The sequence below is a fragment of the Paenibacillus sp. PCH8 genome, from assembly GCF_002968835.1.
In the GTDB taxonomy this organism is placed as follows: Bacteria; Bacillota; Bacilli; order Paenibacillales; family Paenibacillaceae; genus Paenibacillus.
Window position 1 is genome coordinate 1,566,542 of the sequence record NZ_PKQK01000001.1, and the last position, 22,172, is coordinate 1,588,713.

17 protein-coding genes and 2 pseudogenes are annotated in these 22,172 nt (G+C 47.4%); 14 read left to right on the top strand and 5 right to left on the bottom strand.

The annotated features are described in order from the left end of the window. Positions 1-272 precede the first annotated feature (272 nt). The gene (locus tag C0Q44_RS06885; protein WP_105406604.1) at positions 273-866 is read left to right on the top strand and encodes an ANTAR domain-containing response regulator; all 594 of its coding nucleotides are present in this window, start codon (positions 273-275) and stop codon (positions 864-866) included. An 18-nt stretch (positions 867-884) separates the two neighbouring features. Next, a complete protein-coding gene (locus C0Q44_RS06890) occupies positions 885-1,961 on the top strand; it encodes an anthranilate phosphoribosyltransferase (RefSeq protein ID WP_105406605.1) in 1,077 nt (358 codons plus the stop codon). A gap of 35 nt (positions 1,962-1,996) precedes the next feature. On the opposite strand, the gene C0Q44_RS06895 is transcribed toward C0Q44_RS06890, so the two are convergent. After that, positions 1,997-2,545 (bottom strand): acyl-CoA thioesterase, encoded by a 549-nt coding sequence (locus C0Q44_RS06895; RefSeq protein ID WP_374955070.1) that lies wholly within the window; start codon positions 2,543-2,545, stop codon positions 1,997-1,999. A 346-nt stretch (positions 2,546-2,891) separates the two neighbouring features. Then, positions 2,892-3,515, bottom strand: coding sequence for an acetate uptake transporter (locus tag C0Q44_RS06900; RefSeq protein WP_105406606.1), 624 nt, complete (start codon positions 3,513-3,515; stop codon positions 2,892-2,894). Between the two features lie 465 nt (positions 3,516-3,980). On the opposite strand from C0Q44_RS06900, the gene C0Q44_RS06905 reads away from it, so the two are divergent. The 3 genes from C0Q44_RS06905 to C0Q44_RS06915 all read left to right on the top strand — a co-directional run bounded on the left by C0Q44_RS06905 (position 3,981) and on the right by C0Q44_RS06915 (position 5,456). Then, positions 3,981-4,346 carry a hypothetical protein gene (locus tag C0Q44_RS06905; RefSeq protein WP_105406607.1) on the top strand — a complete coding sequence of 122 codons (366 nt, stop codon included), beginning with the start codon at positions 3,981-3,983 and terminating at the stop codon, positions 4,344-4,346. A gap of 96 nt (positions 4,347-4,442) precedes the next feature. After that, positions 4,443-4,934 (top strand): early set domain-containing protein, encoded by a 492-nt coding sequence (locus C0Q44_RS06910; RefSeq protein WP_181150883.1) that lies wholly within the window; start codon positions 4,443-4,445, stop codon positions 4,932-4,934. A gap of 345 nt (positions 4,935-5,279) precedes the next feature. After that, positions 5,280-5,456: an aspartyl-phosphate phosphatase Spo0E family protein gene (locus C0Q44_RS06915; protein ID WP_105406609.1), complete on the top strand. Its 177-nt coding sequence runs from the start codon at positions 5,280-5,282 to the stop codon at positions 5,454-5,456. 161 nt (positions 5,457-5,617) lie between these two features. On the opposite strand, the gene C0Q44_RS06920 is transcribed toward C0Q44_RS06915, so the two are convergent. Then, positions 5,618-6,547, bottom strand: coding sequence for a response regulator (locus C0Q44_RS06920; protein ID WP_105406610.1), 930 nt, complete (start codon positions 6,545-6,547; stop codon positions 5,618-5,620). Between the two features lie 550 nt (positions 6,548-7,097). Between C0Q44_RS06920 and C0Q44_RS06925 the strand changes: the two are divergent. Beyond that, positions 7,098-8,304 (top strand): annotated as a pseudogene (locus C0Q44_RS06925) (alanine/glycine:cation symporter family protein). Positions 8,305-8,382: 78 nt separating this feature from the next. Here the strand turns inward: C0Q44_RS06925 and C0Q44_RS06930 are convergent. Further along, positions 8,383-9,216, bottom strand: coding sequence for a methyl-accepting chemotaxis protein (locus C0Q44_RS06930; protein WP_105406611.1), 834 nt, complete (start codon positions 9,214-9,216; stop codon positions 8,383-8,385). A 285-nt stretch (positions 9,217-9,501) separates the two neighbouring features. Between C0Q44_RS06930 and C0Q44_RS06935 the strand changes: the two genes are divergently transcribed. Next, positions 9,502-10,194, top strand: coding sequence for a Crp/Fnr family transcriptional regulator (locus C0Q44_RS06935; protein WP_105406612.1), 693 nt, complete (start codon positions 9,502-9,504; stop codon positions 10,192-10,194). A 66-nt stretch (positions 10,195-10,260) separates the two neighbouring features. On the opposite strand, the gene pepT is transcribed toward C0Q44_RS06935, so the two are convergent. Beyond that, positions 10,261-11,499, bottom strand: coding sequence for a peptidase T (gene pepT, locus C0Q44_RS06940; RefSeq protein WP_105406613.1), 1,239 nt, complete (start codon positions 11,497-11,499; stop codon positions 10,261-10,263). A gap of 611 nt (positions 11,500-12,110) precedes the next feature. On the opposite strand from pepT, the gene C0Q44_RS06945 reads away from it, so the two are divergent. The 7 genes and pseudogenes from C0Q44_RS06945 to C0Q44_RS06975 all read left to right on the top strand — a co-directional run bounded on the left by C0Q44_RS06945 (position 12,111) and on the right by C0Q44_RS06975 (position 21,345). Next, positions 12,111-12,305, top strand: coding sequence for a tautomerase family protein (locus C0Q44_RS06945; protein WP_105406614.1), 195 nt, complete (start codon positions 12,111-12,113; stop codon positions 12,303-12,305). 76 nt (positions 12,306-12,381) lie between these two features. After that, a pseudogene (locus C0Q44_RS06950) lies at positions 12,382-13,416 on the top strand (NADH:flavin oxidoreductase/NADH oxidase). Positions 13,417-13,480: 64 nt separating this feature from the next. Further along, positions 13,481-13,900 carry an SRPBCC family protein gene (locus tag C0Q44_RS06955; RefSeq protein WP_105406615.1) on the top strand — a complete coding sequence of 140 codons (420 nt, stop codon included), beginning with the start codon at positions 13,481-13,483 and terminating at the stop codon, positions 13,898-13,900. A gap of 256 nt (positions 13,901-14,156) precedes the next feature. Further along, a complete protein-coding gene (locus C0Q44_RS06960) occupies positions 14,157-17,255 on the top strand; it encodes an ATP-binding protein (protein ID WP_105406616.1) in 3,099 nt (1,032 codons plus the stop codon). 97 nt (positions 17,256-17,352) lie between these two features. Then, the gene (locus C0Q44_RS06965) at positions 17,353-18,516 is read left to right on the top strand and encodes a response regulator (RefSeq protein WP_105406617.1); all 1,164 of its coding nucleotides are present in this window, start codon (positions 17,353-17,355) and stop codon (positions 18,514-18,516) included. 27 nt (positions 18,517-18,543) lie between these two features. Continuing rightward, entirely contained in the window at positions 18,544-19,890 is a 1,347-nt protein-coding gene (locus tag C0Q44_RS06970; protein WP_105406618.1) for a cryptochrome/photolyase family protein, read from the top strand. Between the two features lie 279 nt (positions 19,891-20,169). Then, on the top strand, positions 20,170-21,345 hold the full coding sequence (locus C0Q44_RS06975) for an acyltransferase (protein ID WP_105406619.1): 1,176 nt from the start codon (positions 20,170-20,172) through the stop codon (positions 21,343-21,345). Positions 21,346-22,172 lie beyond the last annotated feature (827 nt).

The following is a 22,172-nucleotide window of genomic DNA, read 5'->3' on the forward strand; positions in this document are numbered from 1 at the left end:
GTATATATTCATAAAAATGAAGCATTTAGATGAATTCAGCTTACCGAAAGCTACAAAAACCGTAGAAAAGGTGCCATTTGTAGAATGAAAGCCTTTCTCAATAACAGGATAATTAGACCCGAATCATGGTTATAATTCTCGGAATCAGGTAGTGCAATCGTACCACTTCGCGTTTTCCTGTCAGGTAATATAACATATGTAGCGCTTTCATGTAATGGAGGGACCTATGTTAAGGATTCTGACTATACGTAATAGGGAGGGATTGATCCATCATGCGATCTTTATTGGTCATCCGTATACAACCGACGATAGCTGACTCGTCCGATGCAATCCCTCTGACACCGGAGAGGCTGCTGGGAGCGAACGGGTACCATGTTCAGGTAGCAGGCAGTGAAGCGGAAGCGCTGAAGCTCGCTCGTGAGGCGGATGCTTCCATTCTGCATCTGTCTCTGGCGGATGTGGAATATTGGGTGAGTTGCCTGGGAAAGGGGAAGTCGGAGACCCCACTGCTGTGGTGGTGTGCACCGGACACCGCTTCTTCCTCCGTAGAATCCTGTGAGGTGGACACCTCGTTTGACGGGATAATGACACCTTCCATGACGGGGCCGGAGGTTCACTGGACACTGCACTTTGCGGCTCGGCGTTATATGGAACGCAAACAATGGGAGCAGGAGCGGAAGCAACTACAATCCAGGCTGGAGGATCGAAAGTGGATTGATATGGCGAAGGCCATCCTGTGTGATCTGAAGCAGATCTCCGAGTCTGAAGCCTATGATCTCTTACGCAAGAAAGCGATGCATGAACGCAAACGGATGGTCGATGTTGCCACGGCAATTGTGAAAGCACATCAACTGCTCCAGTCTTAATCGGAAGGAGGATTCTCCATGGATATGTCTCAGATACTCCGAGAGGTCGGACGTGGGAAACGAGGATCGCGTGATCTCAATTATGCAGAGGCACTGACTGTAGCAGAGAAAATCCTGAAGCAGGAGGTCTCTCCTGCGCAGACAGCTGCGTTTCTAATGGCTGAACGAATGAAAATGGAAAACGTTGAGGAACTGGAAGCCTTTGTTCATGCGTGTCGTAACAGTGCGGAGCGCTTCTCCGTATTTCAGGACGGTTTGGATTGCGCAGGTCCCTATGACGGACGAACGAAGTCGTTCATGGCGACGTTCCCGGTTGCATTTGTACTCGCTGCAGCTGGGCTGCCAGTGACTTTACACGGGAGTGATCCGTTGCCGCCCAAATGGGGGATTACGCTGTCGACACTGTTAAAGGAAGCGGGAATTGATACACGCCAGATGAATCGGGAGGATGCCCGGAGCGCTGCTTTGCGTTCGGGTGTCATGTACGTGTCCGCTGAGGACTGGTGCATGCCTCTCCGCAAGATTCGTCCGTTACGGGAAGAACTTGGCTTCCGCACGGTGCTGAACACGGCTGAGAAACTGATTGATTTTAACCATTCGCCGTATCTTGTCTTCGGTGTATTTCATAATACATTCCTTGATCGGATTGCGAAGCTGCTTACCCGATTCAACTACCGTCGTGCATATGTGGTACAGGGGATGGAAGGTTCTGAGGATCTGTACATTGATCGGCCAACGCGTGTATATGCGGTAGAAGATGGTGATATGAAGCTGGAACTTGTTGATCCTGCGGCCTACGAACTGGATATGCCTGTGCCGGAACTGGTCTGGACGGCTGCGAAGCAGCTTGAAGTGGCGGAAAGTGTGTTAAGCGGTGACGGCCATATTGCTTTTGTGAATCAGGTCTTGTTAAATGGAGGCTTTCGCTTGTACGCTGCCGGGCGGGTTAATTCCATTGAAGAGGGCATATATACATGTCAGGAGGTACTTGCGAGCGGTGCGGCGTATCGCATCTATCAGCAGTGGTGTGTGTCTATGGGTGGTGAACTGCCGGATAGCAGAGTGGTGTCCATCAATCCGGCATCGTCCAGATAAGTCTCTGTTAATACGTTGAAAAAGTTCGTATCCTATTATTCCCAAGGGTAAGTGACGGTCAGGAAGTCGGCGAATTTCTTGCTCTCTTCCCGCCGTTGTTTCCGCATGGCTGCCCGAGCCGGAGCGGTCTCGTATAACTTCTTCTCTTCTTCCGTCTCCGGAATAATGCGGGGAACGATCAGTTTGCGATTGTTTTCATCCAGAGCCACAAAGGTCAGAAATGCAGTCGCCGCGATCTTCTTCTCCCCGGTCTTCAGATCCTCACGAATCACCTTCACAAAGATCTCCATGGAACTTCGTCCTGTCCAGGACACAAAAGATTCCAGGGTAACCGAATCCGTCGGATTAATCGGGTACAAGAAATCGACAGAGTCGGTTGAGGCGGTTACGGTATTCACCCGGCAAAGTTTGGAGGCGGTAATCGATGCAATATCATCGATGTAGGACATCAGTTTGCCACCGAACAACGTGTTATGGTTATTAACGTCTGTTGGGAACACCCGTGACGTCTTGAAACAGCGTGTTTCACGCATATACTTTTTTTCCACCTGATCCAGTTCCGTAGGCTTGGGTATTTCTCTCATGATGCTTCCTCCTTGCAGTATGGCTGCTGTGACATTTCACGTGTTGTAGGGCCACTCCGATGACAGAACAACCCTCCGTTCGCTGTTATCTCCAGATTTTTTGATTCCTTTTTATAAAGGGAAAATCCGGGGATAGCATATGCTTCCGATGTAGCTTTCTTTAAGAAAGCTTGTAGCTTCGCTTCTTCAGGTTATTTCTGTCCTCTACGTTCTGTGTAAATTTTTAGTTGAACTTATATAGTATCCCTAGTATAGGTGTCGGTCAAAATCATATACAAATAAAGTCATTAACATCGAAAAAAACCGCCAGGCGCGGACCGGCGCGCGGGCGGTTTACTGCTGTATATTAAGCCTTGGGTCTGAAAATGCCAGCCGGTTTGCCGATAGGCAAGAACGTATAGCCGAAGTGAGCGTTCAGTACCGAAGCACCTGTACCGTACAGGGACACAATTCCGATTCCCATCTCTGCATAAGCAGCAATGGTATGGAAAATGTGAGGAGCTACGCCGAATGCGTCAAATGTCAGTCCAAGGAACAGGAAGTCGATCAGAATGAAGATAATGAGCAAAACTTTATTCGCTTCAATCGCACCGATCGTCATGAACAGGGTGAATACAAGGTATCCGGCAAAAGCAAATCCGAGCTGCTTACCGTCTGCCTGTTCCGCGAGCGTGGAACCGAATACGCCCATTTTAATTAGCCAGTTGGCACCCATCGCGAACCAGAAGAACGCGTATGCGCCAAAAGCGGTTGTGCCAAACGTATTGTTGCGTTTGGAATCTTGAATGCATGCGAATAACTGGGCAAAGGCACCCAGGAAAATCGCCCAAGGAATAGCGTAGCTAAGTCCTTCTGTAATGCCAAGTTTCTGGGAAGAAGCGACCAGTGTTACGATAGCCAACCCAAATAATCCCATTGCGCTGGGATCGGCATTAACAATTTTGACTTTAGTCTGTGAATCGGTCTGCATGGTGATGATAAGCCTCCAATAATATCAAATCAGGATCAATGGCCGTCGTTGGCCGCCGTCCTCTATACTACATCATTTGTATCCGCCGGGTCCGGATACACACATCGCCCTATTGTACCTGAATGGTTTCGTTAAGGAAAGGGATTTTATTACCTTTTGAGACAATAGACGAACAATTGTAAGGCTTATATGCGGATTAGGCAAGCAAGAAATCGGTTTTTTAATGGAAAAAGACGGGAAATTACATGTTCATTTACGGAGAGAAACGATAGTATCGAGGGGAAATAAAAAACCTTTGTCCCATAGGTTGCCCCAATATAGTGGCGCAGTGAATCAAAAGTGATGCGGAAGAGGTGATAAGGAAACCGAAAAGGAGTGTTTTGAAACGACAAAATGCAAGCGCTTACTTAAAGAGTGTTCCATGAAAATCGGTTGGTATGTATTCAATGATGTAGAAGCGAAGGGGTGGGTGTTAATGTAGCCTATAACCAGCCCCCGCATACGGGCTTTCATCTGGGTGCAGGTATGGAACAGCCTGCCGCACCGAACATTCGTTATGTGGGTGCACCGGAAGAACCGGAAGATACAACGCCGCCGATCATTACAGGAATGCCTGCGGAGCAGATGAAAGAAGATGATGTACTGAAAGTAAACGTGAAGGCAGAAGATCTGGAGTCTGGAATCACGCTTCTGAAACTGACGTGGGACGACCGAGTTGTGAATCAAGGTGATGAAATCACCCTTACAGGACTCGCCGGGAAGCATACCTTTACAGCTCGGGCCGTAAATGGTGCGGGACTTATCACAGAATTTGACGGTCACTGCTGCTGATCAAGTCACGGGTGCACCGGGAGTGCCGGTGCTGTCCGACAATAACGGGCATGGCCACGGCCTGAGCGATGGGACGTATACCGTCACGATGAATATGTGGTGGGGAACAATGCGACCGAGTATAGGCTGTATGAGAACGGAGAGTTGATTGACTCTCAGAGGCTGAATGCCACGACACCTTCTGCTCAGAAGGCTTCCACGGATGTCACCGGACGAGCAAACGGCACCTATGTGTACACGTGTGAACTGATTAATTCCAAAGGGACTACGGAATGTCAGCCACTTACGGTTACCGTTCGTGATGCTGCACCTGCGAAGCCTGAACTATCCCATGACAACTGGGACGGGGATGGCAATTACACCATTACAATGAACCTGTGGTGGGGTACCAATGCCACTTTATACCGTCTGTATGAAAATGGGGAAGTGATCGACAGCCAGCCGCTGACCCCTTCATCGCCTAATGGGCAGACAACCAAGGTGGCGATCATAGATCGTGCATCGGGTGAATACGAGTATGTTGTGGAATGGATCAATGAGAGTGGAACAGTTACAAGTGAAGTGATACAAGTAAAAGTTACACGATAAGAATCGTGATCTAACAGGTAAGCACCTCTCTTTCGGATATGGAATCACTCATGTGGTTGTCCGTATACAGGAGAGGTGCTCTTTGCTTTTTCAATATACACAATAACGACACAATCAGATCTGGAAGCAATGATGAGGCGAGATTCTGGCATGAAATGAGTGGATTCATGGCTAAAATGGCGTTATACCAGCCGTTTTCGAATGTGCTCCAGTATGATAGAATAATCTTTATCCAAATTTGGAGAAGAATACAAAACATCCATGTCCCCTATGCCATATGATAATCCAACTATAGATTGACAGAAAAAATTAAAATGATTCACAGAATAGGAGGAATCAGGGATTATGGTTATGAGTTTGGATTTGAAAAATAAAATTGAGAAGGCCAGACATAACCTTCATATGCTAGTAGAGCATAACAAGGGTGGTCTTGGGCATCCCGATGTGATTCAGCAGTCTATGGCATTGGATGAATTAATCAATGAGTACAACCGGACTAAGCGAAATCATTCACGGTCCTGACCGGAATGGATTATGAAATATATAGAACTGAATACATAGATAAGCACCGCTTGGTCATACAAACGGGCATGAATATAGCCGGAAGGGACAGCCTCAGTTGAAGAGGGTCACCATAACGGCGTATGATTCATGCCCGTTTGTTACGTTAAGGAAGCACTCTGTTAATACAGTAGCCGTTTGGCTTCCAAATATAATACCTGAACGAACTTCTTCGTATTAATGCGGGTCTGGGACAAGGAAGGCTCCACGTTGTTTTGCAGCTCCAGCATTTTCTTGCGAATTTCGGTAAAATCGAAAAATTTCGATGCATAGTTCTCGAACTTGGGATGTGTATAATCGGTTAGCCCTAGAGAAACCACATGGCTCAATGTCTGGAATATGGCTCTGCGGACACGTTGTTCCGATGCCTTAATCTCCTTGTTAACCTCAGCGAGTGATGCATCGTATCCCAGTTTGCGTGTGGCCACATTCTGGAAGATGTCTTTGAGGGACGGGAACATATAGGGCGACAGTTTGTGATCCTCGGTCTCTACCTGCTCCAGATACTCCAGCATGTCAAGCAGATCCCTGCTGCCCGCCTCCCCAATCATGCCCATCTCGGACAGCAGGAAGTGTCCTGCTGTCGTAATTGTTTTGTCCGGAACCGGAGCCACATGGCGCTCGGTGGATTGCAAGCCGGACAACCCCTGCAATGTTCGCTGAATATCTGCGATGGATTGCTGCATGCGCAGCCGCTCGTCCACTAGCCGCAGAACGGATAGAATCTCCAGCCGGTTAATCGGCTTGGTAATATAATATTCAATGCCCAGTGAATAGGCTTCTCCAATCATATTTTTCGACTCGATCTGGGAGATCATGACGATCTTGCCCTCGAACCTGCCTTCAAGCGCCCGCACGGTCTGAATTCCGTCCCGTTGCGGCATCAGCAGATCAATGAGAAGTATATCCACCTTGTGCAGTTCCAGCAGTTCCGCATGAAGTTGTGCTCCGTCCTCAGCTTCCCCGACAATATCGCCAAGTCCTTCATCTTCTATAATATCCATCAGCATCGAACGAACGCCAGGATCATCATCCACGATAAAATAACGCAAGTCAGTCATCTCCTCTCTCAGTCAATGGGGTGATCGTTAAATCTATGGTAAAGACGGTTAACCCCGCCGTTAACTCTTGTTCCAGTGTAATCGTTCCTTTCCCTCTTGCATAGAAACCTTACATGTTAGATTAAATAACAATGATTGGACAATCAACGCCCATTTATAAAAATAAAATAGAAAATACATGTAGGTATTTGTCGATTTTCGTAGATGCGCTTGTAGTATAAGTAACATCTAAAAGAATTAGTCAGGTCATGTGCAGAATGGTACAAACTTTTCGAGTGACCCGTCTCTGTAATTAAGAAGTTAAACAATATATAAAAGGGGCATACCGATGGAGCAAACAATACAAGATATTGTCGTCATTTTCAATGATTTTCTATGGTCCAAGCTGTTAATCATTCTGTTGGTTGTATGCGGTGTTTATTTTACGACCAAGACCCGCTTCATGCAGTTTCGCATGATTGGAGATATGGTGAAGGTTCTCAGAGAGCCTAAGAGTAAAGAACCTGGCAAGATTTCACCATTTCAGGCGTTCTGCATTAGTATGGCAGCCCGCGTAGGTACCGGGAACATCACCGGTATTGCACTGGCGATCGCACTTGGGGGGCCTGGTGCTGTATTCTGGATGTGGGTCATTGCGATTATTGGTTCTGCCTCCAGTTTTGTGGAGAGCACGCTGGCTCAAATCTATAAAATCAAGGACAAGGGCGGATTCCGCGGGGGCCTGCTTATTATATGGAGCGTGGGCTGGGGAAACGCTGGATGGGTATTTTATTTGCCATTCTCATTACGCTTTCATTCGGATTGGTCTTCAATGCCGTGCAGTCCAATACCATTACCGTTGCATTCGAGAACTCATTTGGTACGGATCGGTTAACGGTAGGGATCATTATGGCTGTGATATTTGCGGGGATTATTATGGGGGTGTCAAACGGATTGCCAAAGCATCGGAATACATCGTCGTTGTGCTTGCCGTATTGTACATTGGGGTAGCGGCTTTTATCGTGCTGGCGAACATTACCCAGCTCCCGGCTATGATCGCATTGATCGTGAAAAGTGCCTTTGGCATTGAACAGGTAGCTGGGGGTACACTGGGCGCTGCACTGATGAATGGGGTTAAACGGGGTTTGTTCTCCAATGAGGCAGGTATGGGTAGTGCACCGAATGCCGCTGCTACAGCGGATACGTCACATCCGGTTAAACAAGGACTTATTCAGGCCTTTGGCGTGCTGACGGACACACTTGTTATATGTACAAGTACAGCCATGATCATTTTACTATCAGGGGTGTACAAAGGCTCGGATCTGGGTGGTATTGAATTAACTCAGGCCGCATTAAGTGTGCATATGGGTTCATGGGCGTCGGGATTCCTGGCGGTTATGGTATTTCTCTTTGCTTTCAGTACACTTATCGGTAATTATTATTATGGAGAAACGAACATCGAGTTTATCAAATCGAGCAAAGTTTGGCTGTGGGTATACCGTATATGCGTAATCACCATGGTAATATTTGGAGCTGTCGCCAAAGTGCAGCTGGTATGGGATCTGGCAGATTTGTTCATGGGACTCATGGTCGTAGTGAATCTGATTGCGATTCTGATGTTGTCCAAAGTAACTTTTGAGGCACTGAAAGACTATAAGAAACAAAAGGCCGAGGGACGTGACCCGATCTTTACTCGTGACCGAATTCATATTCCGGGTGAAGTGGAGTGTTGGGGATCCGAGGCGGAAGTGATGGGTAAGAAAGTGTAACAACTTTAAATAAAATAGGACTTCTACATTCCCGCAAGGAAAGAAGAAGTCCTATTTGCTACATCAGGTTATTCATTCTTAAATAGAATAGCTAATTAATTGTTCAGACAGAGTTTTCATCCGATTACCTGTTTCATTCAGCTTCTCAATGACTTCGGTAAAGGATTGCACCAGCGTGGCTTGTTCCTGGGAAGAGGCTGCAATCTGGGAAACTTCAACTTCCATCTGTTTGATCACTTGTTGTACATCTCTCAGACTGACATCAATATCTGTGGTTGCTTGCTTCGCATCAACCGAAAGCTTGCGAACCTCCGAAGCTACGACGCCGAATCCAGCTCCTGCCTCACCTACTCTTGCAGCTTCAATGGCAGCATTCAGTCCGAGCAGATTCGTTTGTTCAGAGATTTCCCGAATGAATCCGGCCACTTTGTTGATCTGGGAGGAGTTCTGAACGGCAAGGCGTGCGTTTTCGAGGATCTGTTCACTTGTCGCTTGCAATTCTTCAGCATGAGCAGCAACGTGTTGTACCATATCAACCAGGTTGGCGTTAATGTTATGATTTTCTTCAATAATCTCTTCGAGTTGGTTCTGGTTAGACTGGTCGTACGATATACAAAAAACAGCAATGACTTTTTGATGATCATCAAAGATCGGAATGTTCAGGGTATCCAGTTCAATACCAAATACCTCCTTGGGGATCGTAGAAAGACTGGCATCTTTTCCGTTTTTCAAGACGGAAAAGTTTTGAAACGAATCTAAGAGCGGCATCCCTTTTTCAAAGCCAAGGTCAAATTTATCTGTGGTAATGACATCCAATACCTTCTCGTGATCGTATACCGTTAAACTGGCTGGTTCCCTGAGAATTTGACTAATATAAGGCAAAGCTTTCAAAATGGCATCTACATTGTTCATGGGAGCAAGCCTTCCTTTCCATATTTTAAATTGTTATATTTTAAATCGTGTGCAAGCATACTCTCTCTTTCATCGGATAAAAAGGGGTGATCCTGAACGCCTAGTGGAATAAAGTTATGACGGTTTGAGGTCGATAGGGTTGCATCTTTCCCATTAAAAACGATTAACTGGATATAAGTTCAAGTTGTAACTGTTTTTAGTTCGAGATAATGATATAGGCACATAACAAATTCGGGACCTATGTCCGTTTTTATACAATCAATAGGTGAAGGAGGATGGGCTGAAATGAAGGAAATTATGGATTTTGAGCGAATGCGGCAGATTGCCCGTAACAACGGTTTGGATCAGGTTTTGGATGACTCTGCATTCGCTGAACTAAGACTACTTGAAGCGTCCAAGGGGGAAGTCATCTGTGCTAAAGGAGAGCGGCCTGAGCGATTGTATTTTCTCGTACAGGGCAAGCTCAAGATCTATACAACGCTGCCTAATGGCAAGTCTCTGTTGCTTCGCTTCAGCACACCACTTGCGCTCGTGGGAGATCTGGAGCTGGTCAATGGCAAGGAGGCCAAGAATACGGTGGAGTCTGTGAACAAAAGCCTGTTGCTGGGTATCAGCTATCGCTGTCTCCAGAATACATATGCAGAGAACTCCAAATTTCTTCACTTCATGCTCAGCCAAGTCACACACAAGTTGTACACCTTCTCGAATCTGTCGAGTCTGAATATGCTCTATCCAGTAGAGAGCAGACTCGCCAGTTACCTGTTGTCCACGATGGAACAGGACGAGTTCTCCTCTGAAGAGATACAGACATCCAAACTGACCGAGCTGGCGGATATGCTGGGTACTAGCTATAGACATCTTAACCGAGTAATTCAAGAATTGAGTAACCGGAATATCATTCGTAAAGTGCAGCGAAAGGTCGAGATCTGTGATCTGGAACAGCTCCGCACCATCGCGGGAGGCAATATATATGAATGATCGCAACTAATAGCACCCTCCGAGATCGTTCAGAGGGTGCATGTTTGCGTCGCGCGTATCGGCAGTTTAGATATCTCCACGCTGCTCGAACAACTGGACAATTTCAACAATGACACGGGTTGCCTTGACCATATTGTCTACCGATACATACTCGAATTTGCCGTGGTAGTTCTCACCGCCAGTGAAGATATTCGGTGTTGGCAAGCCCATGTAAGACAGTTGGGAACCATCTGTTCCTCCCCGAATGGGGCGAATAATAGGTTCGATGTTCAGCCGAGTCATAGCTTCATGGGCAATGTCGACGATCTGGCGCACCGGTTCGATTTTCTCACGCATGTTATAGTACTGATCATTCAGTTCCACCGTGATACTTTTCTCTCCGTACGTGGTCTTCATTTCGTTTGCGATATTGAGCAGGTTGGTTTTGCGTTCTTCAAACTTCTCCCGATCGAAATCACGAATGATATAGCTCATCTTCGTCAGCTCGACGTCACCCTCCAGAGACAACAGATGGTAGAAACCATCATAACCATCCGTGAATTCAGGCGCTTCCTCCGCAGGCAGACGTCTATTTAATTCCATCGCAATTTTCAGGGAGTTCACCATTTTATCCTTCGCTGTACCGGGATGTACATTGGTACCTCGTACGGTAATTTTGGCAGCAGCCGCGTTGAAGCTCTCGTATTCCAATTCGCCAAGGGGTCCGCCGTCTACTGTATAGGCATATTTGGCGCCAAAAGCTTTCACGTCAAACTTGTGCGGTCCACGGCCAATCTCTTCATCCGGGGTAAAAGCAACCCGAATCTTACCGTGTTTCACTTCCGGGTGTTCAATCAGATAGGCCATCGCCGTCATAATTTCGGCAATGCCTGCCTTATTGTCAGCCCCAAGCAATGATGTGCCATCGGTTGTGATCAGGGTGTGGCCCTTATATTCGTGAAGTTCCGGGAAATCCTTGTTGGACAGTACTACATCCAGTTCCGAGTTCAGCACAATGTCAGCACCGTCATAGTTATCGATAACCTGTGGTTTGACATTTTTGCCAGTAAAGTCGGTTGCTGTATCGAGGTGGGCCAGGAAACCAATTACGGGAACATCCTTGTCGGTATTGGATGGCAGTGTAGCCATCACATAACCATTCTCATCCATCGTCACATCTTGCAGACCAATGGAGTTACATTCTTCAACGAGCAGTTTGCCCAAGGCCAGTTGGCCGGGTGTGGAAGGGCATGTCTCGCTATTTTCATCGGATTGGGTATCCATCTGAACATAAGTACTCAGTCTTTGAATTAATATATCTTTCATCTATAATCTCTCCCTGGCTTGAGTAGTATATAAGTTGAACTACTTGTTTTACACTGATTCACTACGAGGTCAGAATAACTTTCTGATCGCTGTTATCCCCAGATTTTTTGATCCACTTTTAACAAATGTGAAAATCTGAGGATAGCGTATGCTTCCGATGCAGCTTTCTTTCAGAAAGCTTTTAGGCAAAGTGTATGCTTTCGAAGTAGCTTTCTTGTAGAAAGCTTTTAGCTATGCTTCTACAGGTTATTTCTGCCCTCTCCGTTCTCGTGTAACCGTTAGTCACAACTTATGTAAATTGGGTATAGTAATTATTGTAGTTCTCTATGGTTATCATATCATGTTTTGCAGTCATTTCCAGAATGGGGCAGAACCGAAATAGGAAGACGACCAGGTATCAAAAAGGGTACCAGGGCACAAAAATGTACGTACTTGAATCAATTTCATAATACCTTTAGCTGCTTCAATCAAGGCTAGATATAGATCAAAACGGTTCATTTTGTCTATATCTAGTTACAAAAAATCCATTTTAGTGAGTTCTGAAATTGATTCACTTGTATTTCTATACGTCAGGTTCATAATAATCCATGAAGAAAGGATGTGTTCGAGACATGCCATTTATCACCGTGAAGGTACTGGAAGGCAAGACGAAGGAGCAGAAACGCCAGTTAATTGAACGAATGACCGAGGTGGCTTGTGAGACACTGGATGTTGATCCGAGCAAGGTCTTTATTTTCATTGAGGATCTGGAGAAGGACAACTACGGCAAGAATGGGAAACAGTTTTCGGATCTGGAAAATAAGTAAGGCTTCATATATATCAAGATAGATAAGAGAATGAGTTCACCACAAAGCAAGACAATGAATAGGAGATGCAGCAACAATGACAGAGCAATTATTTTCCCCCTATCAATTCAAGAGTCTGCAATTAAATAACCGGGTAGTCATGGCACCGATGTGCCAATATTCCGTTACAGCGAAGGACGGCATTCCGAACGATTGGCATCAGGTTCACTATGTGAGCCGTGCAGTTGGGGGTACAGGACTGATTGTAATTTAGATGACGGATGTGCATCCGGATGGACGCATTACCGACAATGACTTGGGGATATGGTCCGATGAGCATGTGCCTGCCTTCACCAAACTTGTCGATGGAATCCATGCTTACGGCTCCAAAGTAGCTATTCAGATCGCACATGCGGGACGAAAAGCAGAGGATGCAGAGCAACCTGTTGCCCCGTCAGTGGTCACATTCCCGGGAGAAAAGTACAAGGAGCCTCGTGCGTTAAGTACGGAAGAGGTACGAGCTATGGTGCAGAAGTTCGCAGACGGTGTTCGCCGCGCAGTCCAGGCTGGAGTGGATACCATTGAGCTGCACGGTGCACATGGATACCTGATCCACCAGTTCCATTCCCCGCTAATGAACCATCGTGAGGATGTATATGGGCAGGATCTGTCCCGTTTCGGCGTTGAAGTCATTCGTGCGGCGAAAAAGGAAATGCCAGCAGATATGCCGCTGATTATGCGCGTTTCGGCTGTAGAATATGCCGATGGTGGATACGACATCGATCATACCCTTGATATTTCTCGTGCTTATCAAGAGGCGGGCGTGGATATGTTCCACATCAGTTCCGGCGGCGAGGGACCTTCGGGACAACGGAAACCGGGTAACTACCCAGGGTACCAGCTGCCATTTGCCCGTCGGTTCCGTGAAGAACTGAACGTTCCTGTCATTGCTGTGGGTATGCTGGAGGATGCAGCGCTGGCTCAGGCGGTTATTGGCAATGGGGATGCGGATCTGGTTGCGATTGGCAGAGGTATGTTACGTGATCCGTACTGGGCGAACCATGCGGATCTGGAGCTGGGTGTCAGCAAGGATCAAGCGGCGATTGCCGAGCAGTATTCCCGCGGATATTAATCCTTCGGGGGAACGAATGTTGAGCTTGTGTCCGGTCAGGATGATACTCAAGGAGGCGATCGCAATGGAATCATCATCAAGCGCATTACCGGATATCCGGCAGGAGCTTTTGCTCGGTGCACCTATAGAGAACGTGTGGGAGATGGTCTCTACGGCGCAAGGACTGGGAACCTGGTTCATGCCCGGCAATCTGGAGCCCATGGAAGGTCATGAATTTATATTGGAAGCGGGTCCCTTCGGACAATCGCCTTGTCAGGTGACGGAAGTTCATCCGCCGCACAAGCTGTCATTTCGATGGGGAAAAGACTGGATATTGACGTTCCAGCTGCATGAACAGCCTGAAGGTACAGAGTTCACTCTGATTCATAGCGGTTGGGATGCGGATAAACGGACTGAGTTTGGACAGGCTCACGCCATGGTGCGTGAGCGTATGGAACAGGGCTGGGTCGGGATTGTCCAGAAGCTTGCCCAAGTTGTTAAATAAAAGATCATTATATTAGCTTACTCAATCAATCAACCTCAGGCCATCTTGCCCGTTCATTCGGCGAACATCGGTCTGAGGTTCCTTGGTGTACCACGATCTGGCGGAAACCGACAGAAATTCTTCAAATTATAATGAAGTTGACCGATTATGAACGGAAACTATTTCCGTGAGCATCAGAAACGTGTAACATGAATTATAGGGATAAATCGACAAAATTAGACGTCTCTCGCCATGCGGGGATGGAAGGAATACATAGATGAGAAAACACTGGATTATGCTGACCATCAGCTTCATATGCATTGTCATTTTTCCGCTCGGCTGGATCGCCCAGATGTTAATCAGGGAGCAGAATAACCCTCAAGCCAAGGATGGAAACATCGACCTGACCCAGTGGGATTATAATCGCATGGGTGCAGCATCTCTAAACGGTGTCTGGGATTTCTATCCCGGCCAATTGCTGAGTCCGGCAGATATTGAAGCGGGAACATCTGGCCGCAAGCCACTACCTGCTTCATCTGCGATCCATGTTCCCTCCAGGTGGAATACATCGCTGGGACAAGCACATGGGTATGGAACCTATCACCTGCGGGTACGGATTACACCTCGGACCTTGAAGAACGACTATGGTATCCGCACACAGAATATACGCATGTCTCACCGGGTATTTATTGATGGTAAAGAGATTGGTGGCAAGGGTCTGCCAGGAAAGACAACGGATACAGATATTCAATTGAATCTGCCTTTCACAGGCTTCACGTCCATTGAGGGTGAAACGGCTGATATTATCATTCAGGTATCCAATTATAGCTATGCTTCAGGTGGCATTGTAGCGCCAGTTCTGTTTGGAGATGAGCATAGCATTCTCAAAGGCCAGCAACAGGACTGGCTCAAGGATCTGATGACCTTGTTCGGGTTTATCCTGCCAGCGGCCTTCTTCCTGCTGCTGTTCCGGTTACGGCGCAGTGAGAAGGAATTGCACTATCTCGGCCTATTCAGCCTTTCCGGTGCGTTGTACGCTCTGACACATGGAGAGAAGCTGCTGGGAACGCTGGTACCGTTCCTGACCAATAATGAGATGCTCCGGGTGCAGCTCCTTAGTGCTGCTTTTGCCTATTACTTCTTGCTTCGATATATAGATGCCCTTGTACCTGGAGCAGTCCATCAGTGGTTCGTACGTCTGGCTGTGGTTTTGCTCGTTGCACAGACTACGGTAGGTCTGACGCTTCCTCCGGCCCTGTTCTCGTTATTTGAGCTTCCCATGTTGCTCATTTCGCTCGTAGTCATTGTCTACATGTTGCGAGCTATGCTCTATTGGCTCAAGAGACGTCCGAAGGATAGCCACTTTGTACTGGTGAGCATGCTGAGCATACTCATGGTAGTTGTGTTGCATACGATTGGTGCATTCACTGCCGTAGATACAGCGTTCCTCGCATTGATTGAACTATTACTATTTGTATTCGTCCAGATGATTGTTACCGCAATCCGCTTCGCACAATCATTCCGTGACGTGGAGGCGCTGTCAGAGCGTCTGCTCGCGATTGACAGTCTCAAGGACGAGTTCATGGCGAATACGTCTCATGAGTTAAGGACGCCCCTGCACGGCATCATTAATATTGCCCAATCCATGCTGGAAGGCGCTGCTGGAGCAGTTACCCCCAAGCAAGCCAAGAACCTGTCCATGATTACGGCAACCGGGAAGCGGCTTTCACTGCTGGTTAACGACATTTTGGATTTTTCCAAGCTGAAAAATAGTGAGATCGAGTTGAAGCGAGTAGCCGTCGATCTGGAGTCAGTTGCCCGCACCGTGGTCGAAGTCTCGGGTTTCACGTTTGAGGACAAACCCATTCATCTGATTCAGCAATGGCCGCAGTCGCTGCCACTCGTTGAAGCAGATGAAGATCGCCTCCGGCAGATTCTATATAACCTGCTGGGTAACGCCTATAAATACACCGAACAGGGTGAGATTCGGTTGTATGCCAGTGTCGATGGGGATTGGGTCAAGGTATCTGTCGCAGATACGGGAGTAGGCATCGCTTTGGACAAACAAGAGGATATCTTCCAGGCATATGAGCAGGGAAATGGGACGATAGAGCGAGTGTTTGATGGAACTGGACTGGGTCTGAGTATTACACGAAAACTCGTGGAGCTTGGCGGAGGTGAAATCTGGGTCGAATCGGAACCGGGGCAAGGGTCGATCTTTCATTTTACCCTACCCATGATGAAGTTGCCGCTGCTGAAAACCCCCTCGAAACCAGCTGCTGCCCGTTATATAGCAGCCCAAGGGACGGGGAAAAAAGAGCTGGTCACCAGAGAATCGGATGAACCGGATGATCTTCCGGAAGCAGAGCACACGATTCTAATCGTAGACGATGACCCTGTGAATCGCCATGTGCTGCTTAACCTGTTATCCACGGAGCGATATCGTGTAATTGCGGCCGATAGTGGACACGCTGCCTTAAAGCTCCGTGAAGAATTCCCGTCCATTGATCTAGTCATTACAGATTGGATGATGCCCAAAATGTCGGGGCTTGAACTATGTCGCAAGCTGCGCGAGCACAGTTCCCTGTCAGAGCTGCCCATACTGATGCTGACCGCACGTGGGTTGCCTGAGGACATTAAGCATGGATTCCAGGCGGGAGCCAATGACTTTCTGAGCAAACCGGTAGATGCCGGTGAATTGCGTGCCCGGGTTCGGACATTAATTGCGATGCGAAGTTCTGTACAGGAAGCGATTCGGACCGAGATGGCCTTTTTGCAGGCCCAGATCAAGCCACACTTTCTATATAATGCGCTCAATGTCATTATCGCGACATGTGCAGTGAACCCGGACAAAGCAACCGATCTGCTGATTGAATTGAGTCATTACCTGCGGGGAAGCTTTGACTTCCAGAACCGGGAGCAACTTGTTCCACTGACCAAAGAGCTGGAACTGGTGGAGTCTTATGTACATCTGGAACAGGCCAGATTTGAAGAAAGACTGGTCGTCGAGTACGAGGTGGAACCAGAAGTGCGCCTCTATCTGCCTCCTCTCAGTATCCAGCCGCTTGTAGAGAATGCCATTCGCCATGGCGTTATGGAGCGGGCAGCAGGCGGTACCGTTCATCTTAGGATTTTCAAAGAGGATGAGCATGTGGTCATTCAGGTACAAGATGATGGTGTGGGGATCCCTCCAGAACGAATGGCTCAGGTGAAATCCGGGCGAACGGAAGGTCCGGGAGGCGTGGGGCTGCAGAATATTAATCGCCGGCTCATGTCGATCTACGGTCAGGGACTGGAGATTCAGAGCCATGTGGGCAAAGGGACACAGATACGATTCCGTATCCCTGTACAACAGGTGAACTATTCCAGATCATGAGCCGAATTGTCCTTTTTATGGTTAACAGACTACTAAGCGGATGCCGATAAAAACGGTATTCCTATTGAATCTTTCATGGCAGGAGGCTGAAAGAACGGTGAGAGCCATTGTAATCGATGACGAGAAGCCAGCGCAGCTTCATCTGGAGCGTCTACTGAGGTCGGACGGACGGATTACACCCGTGCAATGTTTTTCAACAGCCCGTGACGGCCTTCAATTTCTGGCAAAGGAACGTGTGGATGTTGTGTTTTTGGACATCGGCATGCCGGAAATGAATGGCCTGGAAGCGGCTGAATATATACAGCAACTGGATCAGAGTATTCGTATTATTTTTGTAACGGCTTACGCCGATTATGCGGTGGAGGCATTCGAGCTGCATGCCCTGGATTATGTACTGAAACCGATGAGTTCTACCCGGTTGGCCAAAACGATAGATCGCATTGTTGGAACCATGTCATATAAAGAACAGGTTGCGGTAACTGCCGAGGTACTGGAGTCGGAAACTCTGCCTGAGGATTTGGATATCGGAGTTCCGGGATTGCTTACGTTCAAGCATCTGGACATCTTCAGAAGCCTGGATCAGGGTGCCAAGAAACATAAGTGGCGTACAACCAAATCGCAGGAACTTTTTGCTTTTCTGTTTCATCACAGGGGAGAGTGGGTAAGCAAGGAGATTCTGCTTGATAAGCTGTGGGGAGATGTTTCCCAGGACAAGGGCCTTACCCATCTACATACTTCCGTATACCAGATTCGAAAGTTGCTGAAGGAATGGAGCATGACAGGCAAGCTGGAGTACAATATGAACCGCTATCGTCTGTTACCGGGTAATCTGGTGAGTGACGTGGAACAATTCGAACAAGCTATGGTCTATACCATGATTACATCGGACAATGTGAATGACCTGAGACATATGGTTCCCCTTTATCGTGCTGATTATCTGGAAGAGCATGATTACCATTGGGCGCAAGCCAAAGCAAGGGAACTCAGACGCAAGTATACAGGGCTGGTTATGGATATTGCGAGATGGGATATGATGCATGGACGAGGTAAGGAAGCGATTGAGCAATTAACGGAATTGCAGGAACGGGAGCCTTATGCGGAAGAGATCTGCCGTCTCATGATGGAAGTGTATGCATCTATGAATGATCAGCAAGGCATACTTCGTTTATATCATTCATTCAAGTTGGTCCTGAATGAGGATTTGGGGCATCAACCGGAGCCAGAAACAAGCAAGTTGTATCAGAATCTGACCCAAAAATAGACATACGTTCAGGTAGGAGAGTGAGGCATGAAGCTATTCATACACCGCAAAGATTTGCGTACGGATGATCTGACTGCATTCGATTATTTGCGGGAACAGGAAGAAGAGAGTGTGCATGTGCTCATCTATGATCCATTTCTCCTGCGCCAGGGACGAGAGAAGGAACACAGTGGCGTGAATTTCAGACGACATGCAGCGAGGCTGGGTGAACAGTATCGTGAATCTAAACAAAAACTGCATGTTGCTTATGGCAAACCGGCCGAAGTGGTTGATTTCATCCTGAACCAATTCAAGGGTGACATCACTGAGATTGTGGTCCATCGGGACATGACCCCATATGCGATGGAGCGGGACAGAGGCATACGCAAAGTAAGTGAAGCGCATGACGTTACATTCACGCAACTGACGGATCATCTGCTAATGGATCTGAATGGATTCACCAATTTCACAGGCAAGTCGGAGCCTTACAAGGTATTTGCGGCCTTCCATCGGCGGTGGGTCGAATTCATGAATGAGCACCCCAATCCTCCTTCCGCAGCAACAGTTGCGGATGTGAAGGTGAGTGATTGCCAGATTGAGTGGCCGGAGCAGATGCAGATACCTCAGGAGTTACTGGAGGGCAGTGTATCGGATAATGAAGAACCACATCTGCTGTTGGATCAGTTTGTAGTTAATCGAATGGCTGAGTATGGCGAGCACCGGGATGAATATGAGGCTTATGAGCCAAGCCATCTCAGTTCTTACGTAGCTGTGGGGGCTGTATCCATTCGCAAAATGTACGACGCAGCGAATCGAGTGGCAGAGGCTGAGGAGTGGATCAGACAGTTATGCTTCCGCGACTTCTATCTGTATCGGGCGGTCTATGAGAGTCACTATTTTACATATGAGAAGGTGTATGATCTCTCGGCGCTCCACGAAGCTCACTTCGAACGATGGTGCAAGGCTGAGACAGGCATCCCGATTATTGACGCAGCGATGACAGAATTGAATGAGACCGGACATATGCCGAACCGCCTGCGGATTCTGACAGCAATGTTTCTTACGAAGAACCTGCAATGTCCGTTCACCTTGGGTGAAGCCTATTTCAGACGCAAGCTGAGTGACTATGATAATATTCAGAACCGTGGTAACTGGTTATGGTGCGCCTCGCTTGGCGAGAATGCGGCTCCGTACTTTCGGGTGAATAATCCGGTAACGCAATCCGAGAAATATGATCCTCAAGGGGACTATATTCGCAGGTGGTTACCTGTGCTGAAAGATCTGCACAGCAAGGACATCCATCAGCCGCGTAAGGATGCCATTGTCGATCTGAAGGCATCCAGACAGGCAGCGATTGACGTTTATAAACAAATTCTGGCAAGCCGCAAGAAGTAGATTTGGTGAGAAATGCAAGGGTGCACCCCTTGTTTTCCATTTTTATCCGAGTAAACCAACCATTATTCGGTTGGAAGCAGGAAGTTCCACAGACCGCGTACTCGCGGTCTTTTTTACATATATAGACATGAAAGAATTGTGAAATCCATCTGAAAATTTAGAAATTGTTAAGAAAATGGACTATCCATATTAAGCAATATGCCTTTTAATAGATAGAGAGCTTAATGGATTAAGTCATATCTGACCTATTGACGAACACATGAAGGAGAAACCCTAAACATGAGTGAAACACTGAAAAGAGAGCGAATTCCAGAGCTGAATCTGGTACGTGCCATGGCGATTATCGGTGTGCTGTGCGTGCATTCCACTTCCTACGCGACCGTAGACATGACCGGTTCGGGATATTACTGGTTGTACAACTTTATTAATATCTTCATGAAATATGGTACGCCAACCTTTATTTTTATGAGCAGTTTCGTGCTGTTCTATAACTATTATTCCCGTCCGCTGGACAAGAAACTGGTAAGTAACTTTTACAAGAAAAGATTTGTGTACATTCTGCTTCCTTATTTCCTATTTTCATTGATGTACTTTGTATTGCTGCATGTGACGCATTATCAGGGTCGTCCATTTGGTGAATCGACGGTAAGTTTCATTACCAAACTGTTTACAGGCAAAGCCTACACACATCTGTATTTCGTATTCATTAACATGCAATTCTATCTGATATTTCCATTGGTATTATGGTTGCTCAAGAAGTATCCGGCTGTGGTGAAATGGTCTGTACCGATCGGATTGTTGATTCAATGGGCATTCATCGTAAGCAATAAATATGGATTTCAGGTACCCAATAAAGGAAGCTGGGCTTTCTCGTACTTTTCCTATTTCATGCTGGGAGCTTATATCGGGGTGTATTTCCCTCGAATCAAACAATGGTTCGTCATCAGTAGGGCCAATGCAACCAAAGGGCGTGTAGCTTCATGGATTCTGCTCTGGGCGGTGTGGATCTTTGCCGGTCTTGGGCATGTGTACATCTATTATCTGCTGCGTCTCAAGATCGCAACCTACAACACATTGTGGTACGAGTTCTTCTGGAATGCACATACCTTCGCTTGTGCGCTGGTACTTATCCAGATCGCTTATCTGCTCTACCGCAAAGGGCCATCATTGATCGTCAAACCGCTGAATCGGCTTGGGTCTCTGTCCTTTGGCATCTATCTGATCCACCCCTTCTTCCTGCTGGTGTATCGGGAATTCCCGCCGCAAACGGGAGTGTCCTGGCTGATCCATCTGTGGTACGCCGGAGGATTCGGAGTAGCTCTGATCGCCTCTTGGATCGTGGTTGGTTTGACGGCAAGGTTCGTTCCATATGCCTGGGTTATCTTCGGTAATCTGCCGAAACCCAAACCACGTCTGGCGCCCCAACAGAACTCGGGGCAACTGGACGTTCGTTAATAGAAATTGCGTCATATGAATTCCAATATAGGAATAATAAACCGTTTCCTGGTCGACCTTAGGGGAGAGCAGGAAACGGTTTTTTGTTATATCCACTGTAAGTGTAATATGGGGAACGAATGTTTCTTTCTCATATGTAAGGGGTAATCATAAGGCGGAACGCTAATAGATGTTGGTCAACCAAAGAGACCGGAATAAGCGATAAACATTCAAATTCATTCCTTAACGAATATAGAGAAACTTCAAAGAATAGGATCAAGGTGAAAAATGATGACAACATGTGATAAATGCGGGAGACCGATGCAGGATATATTGGAATATGTAGAGCACATTCTTCATGAATGCAGTGGACAGACACACGAGTACAAGGCGGAGGATTACCAGTCCCCTGGCTATGAGGGTGTTCGCGAGCAGATGTGATACAATAGGAAGAAACCGGATTCATTCGGAACCGAGGTGACCACATGGAGACGGGGCCAGCCCCTTTCCGCCAAGGAAAGACGGAACAAGAAGCGCGACTGACCAAGACATGTATGTATTGCGGGCAACAGCGGCCTATGTCCGAATTCCGGCGTAGAACCGGGAAGCGGGCAGGTCCCGCAGCCAGAAGGGGAGCTTGCCGCAGCTGTCGCCAGCTTGGTGGACAGGCTGATCATGCTAACCGTTCAATGGAGCAACCGGGAGATCGGGTAGAGCAGCGACAAGATAGCGTGGTGGCCCGTGAGGTTACTGCCAGACCATCTGTCTCTGCGATGAATGAACGAAATCGGATTGCTCATACGGCGAAGCAGGTATCTGCTACCGTGTCTGAGCCGGAGAAACGTCAG

What these genes read in the sequence shown, in the direction of transcription:
- C0Q44_RS06935 (WP_105406612.1), top strand. Translation starts at nt 9,502, where the DNA reads ATGAAGGAAATTATGGATTTTGAGCGAATGCGGCAGATTGCCCGTAAC.
- C0Q44_RS06930 (WP_105406611.1), bottom strand. Translation starts at nt 9,216, where the DNA reads ATGAACAATGTAGATGCCATTTTGAAAGCTTTGCCTTATATTAGTCAA.
- C0Q44_RS06960 (WP_105406616.1), top strand. Translation starts at nt 14,157, where the DNA reads ATGAGAAAACACTGGATTATGCTGACCATCAGCTTCATATGCATTGTC.
- C0Q44_RS06885 (WP_105406604.1), top strand. Translation starts at nt 273, where the DNA reads ATGCGATCTTTATTGGTCATCCGTATACAACCGACGATAGCTGACTCG.
- C0Q44_RS06970 (WP_105406618.1), top strand. Translation starts at nt 18,544, where the DNA reads ATGAAGCTATTCATACACCGCAAAGATTTGCGTACGGATGATCTGACT.
- C0Q44_RS06975 (WP_105406619.1), top strand. Translation starts at nt 20,170, where the DNA reads ATGAGTGAAACACTGAAAAGAGAGCGAATTCCAGAGCTGAATCTGGTA.
- pepT (WP_105406613.1), bottom strand. Translation starts at nt 11,499, where the DNA reads ATGAAAGATATATTAATTCAAAGACTGAGTACTTATGTTCAGATGGAT.
- C0Q44_RS06895 (WP_374955070.1), bottom strand. Translation starts at nt 2,545, where the DNA reads ATGAGAGAAATACCCAAGCCTACGGAACTGGATCAGGTGGAAAAAAAG.
- C0Q44_RS06890 (WP_105406605.1), top strand. Translation starts at nt 885, where the DNA reads ATGGATATGTCTCAGATACTCCGAGAGGTCGGACGTGGGAAACGAGGA.
- C0Q44_RS06955 (WP_105406615.1), top strand. Translation starts at nt 13,481, where the DNA reads ATGGAATCATCATCAAGCGCATTACCGGATATCCGGCAGGAGCTTTTG.
- C0Q44_RS06915 (WP_105406609.1), top strand. Translation starts at nt 5,280, where the DNA reads ATGGTTATGAGTTTGGATTTGAAAAATAAAATTGAGAAGGCCAGACAT.
- C0Q44_RS06900 (WP_105406606.1), bottom strand. Translation starts at nt 3,515, where the DNA reads ATGCAGACCGATTCACAGACTAAAGTCAAAATTGTTAATGCCGATCCC.
- C0Q44_RS06945 (WP_105406614.1), top strand. Translation starts at nt 12,111, where the DNA reads ATGCCATTTATCACCGTGAAGGTACTGGAAGGCAAGACGAAGGAGCAG.